The organism is Desulfosarcina sp. (assembly GCF_033791525.1).
In the GTDB taxonomy this organism is placed as follows: Bacteria; Desulfobacterota; Desulfobacteria; order Desulfobacterales; family Desulfosarcinaceae; genus Desulfosarcina.
Window position 1 is genome coordinate 1 of record NZ_JASJGN010000304.1, and the last position, 5,250, is coordinate 5,250.

The following is a 5,250-nucleotide window of genomic DNA, read 5'->3' on the forward strand; positions in this document are numbered from 1 at the left end:
AACGATAGCGCTCAACATGACGGCGGTTTGTTGAGATATTGGTCAATGGATTTGACGGTGAAGACACCTGAGCCAGCGCCCGAATCTGATTTTAACATTGAAATCCGCTTCATGGGCGGCTTGACGGCATCTCAACGAAGCGTTTTTAATTTTGCAGCCGCCCGCTGGTCGGAAATTATTGTTGGCGATCTGCCGAGCGTCGTGGTCGATGGTGAAGTTATCGATGATGTTTTAATATCCGCCCAGGGAAAGTCGATCGATGGCCGGGGGAATACACTGGGCATGGCCGGGCCAAGAGACCTTCGCCACGGGACGTATTTACCGGCAACAGGCATCATGTCTTTTGATACGGCCGATCTGGCCGGTATGGAGGCCGATGGCAGCCTGCTGCACGTGATTACTCATGAAATGGGCCACGTGCTCGGTATCGGCACCGTCTGGGATTATCACGCCTACTTGCAGGGTGAGGGCTCCGCCAATCCTACCTTTGTGGGACCCAAAGCCATGCAGGAATATGGCAACTTAACCGGCGGCAACCCACCGCAATCGGTTCCAGTAGCCAACACCGGAGGGGCGGGTACCCGGGATGCGCACTGGCGGGAAGGTGTTTTTGGCCATGAACTGATGACAGGGTGGATAGACAGCGGCATGAATCCGCTAAGTCGGATAACCATTGCCTCACTTGAGGACATTGGATATGAAGTCAACTACGCTGCCGCTGATCCTTATGAATTGCCAGGGCCCAGAATACTTGCAGAAATGGGCATCGGTGCTGCCAGAGCAGACCATGGTGATCATGGGGACATGTTTTTTCCCGATCAGACCGTATTGCCACCAAGTGCATATGTTGATGAATAGTACCTATAAGACCTCTCAATAATTTCTTCTGGGCCACTATCTGCGATGGATCCTCGTTTCATGTTTTCGGCACACTTGCGTTTGCCTGCGGGTTTAAACGAGGATCTGTCTCAACCTTGAACCCGGAGGCCATTTTTGAGACAGCCGCTAAGGGGATTAATGTGCTTCTAAGCCTTTATCCTCATGCATTTCCCCTGTTATTGCAACGGTGGGGTTTCATGATAAAGGAGTGAACAATATGACTAATCCGGAAAAAAATCGGGAAATGGGTCGCCTGCATCCATGCATAGTTATTTTCTGTTCACACTTATTTGTATTGACAACTTAACAAATAAGTGCCATTTTTATCGGAAGTCGGAAGTCGGAAGTCGGAAGTCGGAAGTCGGAAGTCGGAAGTCGGAGACCCGGAACATCGTAGCTGATAAGCGCATAAGCTGGTGAGCTGTTAAGCTCGAAGCTCAAACCCAGAACCCAGAACCCGGTTGTTCCATGTTAAATCCCAAATCCCCCATACCCCTGTACCACCAGTTGGCCGACATCCTCATGGAGGGCATCCGATCCGGTGACTACCCGCCGGGTGCGCGCATTCCGTCGGAGCCGCAGCTGGCAAAGGACTACGGCATCGGCCGACCTACGGTGCGGCAGGCCATCGATGTCCTGGTGCGCCAGCACCTTTTGTCGCGGCGTCGGGGATCGGGGACCTATGTGCGCACACCGGAGCAGGAGATCGACCTGTTCTCCCTGGCCGGCACCAGTTCGGCCTTTCACAAAAAGGGGATTGCCATTGACGTTCAAATGCTCGAAAAAACCAAGCGGGTCAACGTCAAGGGTGATGCGGAGAATCCCTTTGCCGGGGGGGCGGCTTTTTACCTGTCCCGCTTGAACCGGGTCGATGGGGCGCCGGTGCTGCTGGAAGAAATTTATCTGCACCCGGTGCTGTTCAAGGGCATCGATCGCATGGATCTTGCCGGGCGCTCCTTGTCCCAGGTGGTCGAATCCAGTTTTTACATGCGACCGGTGGGGGGGCGGCAGACCTTTCGCATCGGTTATCTCGATGCCAAGAAAGCGGCGGTTATGGATGTGAAAGCCAGCACGCCGGTATTGGTGGTCCACCGGTTCCTCAATTTCAAGCAGGCGCACAATGCCGTTTTCTCGATCCTGTACTGCAACACCGAACCGTTCGTTTTCTCTCAGCAGATTGGAGGTTTGAACCATGATTAAGCGAGGCTATTACGGTAACTTCGGTGGGGCGTTTCTGCCCGAGATTCTGGTTGCCACCTTCGATGAACTCGAAGGGGTCTTCAACGCGGCCAAAAACGACCCCATCTTCTGGCAAGAATACGAGCAGATCATGTCCAGCTACTCCTGCCGGCCGACACCGATCACCTATGCACAGAACCTGACTAACCACTTCGGTGGCGCCCGCATTTTCATCAAGCGCGAGGATCTCAATCACACCGGCGCCCACAAGGCCAACAACGTCATGGGGCAGGGGCTGCTGGTCAAACGCATGGGCAAGACCCGGGTGATCGCCGAAACCGGGGCCGGCCAGCACGGGGTGGCCACGGCCACCATGGCGGCCCGTTTCGGTTTCGACTGCACCATCTACATGGGTGAGGTGGATGTGGAACGCCAGCGGCCCAACGTCTTCTGGATGGAGCAGCTGGGGGCCACGGTGGTGCCGGTGACCGACGGCACACGGATCTTGAAAGACGCCATCAACGAGGCCTTCCGGGACTGGGTGAAAAATATGGACTCGACCCACTACGTGCTGGGCACCGCCTGCGGCCCGCACCCCTTTCCGGAAATGGTATCCTGGTTCCAATCCATCGTCGGCAAGGAAGCCCGTCAACAGATGATGGAAAGGGAAGGGCAGTTGCCTACAAAAGTATTTGCCTGCGTGGGCGGCGGATCCAATGCCATGGGCATCTTCAGCGGATTTTTCGACGATGACGTGGAACTGGTGGGGGTGGAGGCCGCCGGCCGGGGTCTGAATTCCGGCGAACATGCCTCGAGGCTCTGCGCCACTGACGCCAGTGTGGGCGTGGCCCAGGGATACAAGACCTACTTTCTGCAGGACGGTGACGGCCAGATGAGAGAGACCCACTCCATCGCCGCCGGCCTGGACTACGTCGGTGTTTCTCCGATCCTGTCGGACCTGAAGGAAAAAGGGCGCGTACGTTTTGAGGGGGCCACCGACCTGGAGGTGATCGAGGCGCTGCGTTTGACCATGCGCAAAGAGGGCGTCATCCCGGCCCTGGAATCGGCGCATGCCTTTGCCCGGGCCTTCAAGGAGGCGCCGGGGATGTCGTCCGACGACATCATTCTGATCAACCAGTCCGGCCGGGGAGACAAGGACATCTTCACCATCGCCGATGCCTTTGACGATCCCAACTGGAAACAATTCATCATTGAAAAGGCGAGACAATACCATGCTTGAAACTTACATTCGCTCGCGGCTGGCCGAGAAGAAGATTTTGCTGATGACCCATATTGTCATCGGTTATCCCTCCCTGGAGGCCTCCCTGGAGATCGTGCGCAGCATGGTCGAGGCCGGAGTGGACCTGATGGAACTGCAGATTCCCTTTTCCGAGCCCATCGCCGACGGTCCGGTGATTTTAAAAGCCAACCAGCAGGCTCTGGCCAACGGGGTGACGGTGGAGCAGTGCCTGGACTTCGGCCGTACGGTGGCCCGGCAGTTTCCGATTCCCTTTTTGTACATGACCTACTACAATATTCTCTTCAAGCACGGCGTGGAGCGATTTGCCGATGATATGCATGCGGGGGGCCTGCAGGGGGCAATCGTGCCGGATCTGCCGCCGGAAGAGGCTACCGAGTATCTGGGGGCCATGACCAGACACGACCTTTCCCCCATCTTCATCTACTCGCCGACCACCTCCGATTCTCGCATGAGCACCATTGCCCGGGTGGCTGACGGTTTTGTATACTGTGTGGCCCGCAAAGGAGTCACCGGTGACCAGACCGAGTTCTCCCGGCAGATTGGTGAGTACTTAGGGCGCTGCCGGGCGGCCACGCGTCTGCCCCTCGCGCTGGGATTTGGGGTTAAAGACAAGGCGGATGTCGATTTTTTAGCGGGTAAAGCGGATATCGCCGTCATCGGCTCCCAGACGCTGCGAGTCGTTGAAAACCAGGGGATCGAAGCAATGGGTAGATTTATTCGACAGATAGTAAGCAATCCTTGACACGGGGATCGACGATGATTTCAGCATTTACCTTCTCAGCCATGCCCAGGCTGATCGTTGGTCCGGGTGCCATCGATAGACTTGGAGAAATAGCCGCTTCTTTCGGTAAAAATGCGCTTTTGGTGACCGGGGCCGAAGCACTTGAGCGATCCGGAAAGCTTTCCCGGATGATAGGGGATCTGAAGACGGTTGGTATTCGCGTGCATCAATACCGCATTGCCGGCGAGCCGTCTCCCGCCATGGTGGACCAGGCGGCAGTTGAATTCATGAGCAAGGGCGTTGAGGTGGTTTTGGCCGTCGGCGGCGGCAGTGTGCTGGATGCGGGCAAAGCCATTGCCGCCATGCTCAAGGAAAATGGATCGGTCGTCGATTTTCTGGAAGGGGTCGGCAAACGGTCCCCCTCGGGTGAATCCGTGCCTGTGGTGGCGGTGCCCACCACCTCGGGGACCGGCAGCGAGGCCACCAAGAACGCGGTCATTTCCAAGGTGAGAAGCGGTGGATTCAAGAAATCCCTGCGGCACGACAACTATATCCCCCGGCTGGCCATTCTGGATCCAACCCTATGTGTGTCGGCCCCACCTTCGGTGACTGCGGCTTGCGGAATGGATGCCCTGACCCAACTGATCGAATCGTATGTCTCAACCCAGGCCTCACCGCTGACTGACGCCCTGTCCATGGACGGGATGCGTCATTTAATCCCGGCGCTTCCCGATGCCTGTGGCAAAGGTGCTGCCGATACCGGCTGTCGCGTTGCTGTGGCTTACGGGGCGTTTCTCTCCGGCGTCACTCTGGCTAATGCGGGATTGGGTGTGGTGCACGGCGTGGCCGGTCCCTTGGGTGCTATTGTATCCATCCCCCACGGTGTCGCCTGCGCCAATTTACTGCCCTATGCGGTGAAGGCCACCGTCGACAATCTGGCTGCCGTACATACGGAACAATCCAACACCACCATCGAGAAATTCGCCAGCATCGGCAAACTATTCGGCGCCAAGCATGAAAACCGCCTTGATTGTTGTCGTCATCTCGTGAATTGCCTGTACCGATGGCTCGATCAGTTTGATATCCCCCGATTGGGGCAGTTTGGTCTGACCCTTGACCATGTCAATTTTCTTGTACGCGATGGATCCAACAAAAATAATCCGCTGCCACTTTCCGCCGGGCAGATAGGCCAAATGATCCAGGATCGGTG

5 protein-coding genes are annotated in these 5,250 nt (G+C 56.5%); all 5 read left to right on the forward strand.

The genetic code is table 11. The features are described from left to right. Positions 1-858 (forward strand): leishmanolysin-related zinc metalloendopeptidase (locus QNK41_RS15250; RefSeq protein WP_319258394.1); only part of this gene is annotated, 858 nt, incomplete at its 5' end. Positions 859-1,347: 489 nt separating this feature from the next. After that, a complete protein-coding gene (locus QNK41_RS15255; RefSeq protein WP_319258396.1) occupies positions 1,348-2,079 on the forward strand; it encodes a GntR family transcriptional regulator in 732 nt (243 codons plus the stop codon). Continuing rightward, positions 2,072-3,298: a tryptophan synthase subunit beta gene (gene trpB / locus QNK41_RS15260; protein ID WP_319258397.1), complete on the forward strand. Its 1,227-nt coding sequence runs from the start codon at positions 2,072-2,074 to the stop codon at positions 3,296-3,298. The genes QNK41_RS15255 and trpB overlap by 8 nt, the downstream gene beginning before the upstream one ends. Next, positions 3,291-4,061, forward strand: coding sequence for a tryptophan synthase subunit alpha (trpA, locus tag QNK41_RS15265; RefSeq protein WP_319258399.1), 771 nt, complete (start codon positions 3,291-3,293; stop codon positions 4,059-4,061). Before trpB ends, trpA begins: the two co-directional genes overlap by 8 nt. A gap of 14 nt (positions 4,062-4,075) precedes the next feature. Next, the coding region (locus tag QNK41_RS15270) for an iron-containing alcohol dehydrogenase (protein WP_319258400.1) at positions 4,076-5,250 on the forward strand (1,175 nt) is incomplete at its 3' end.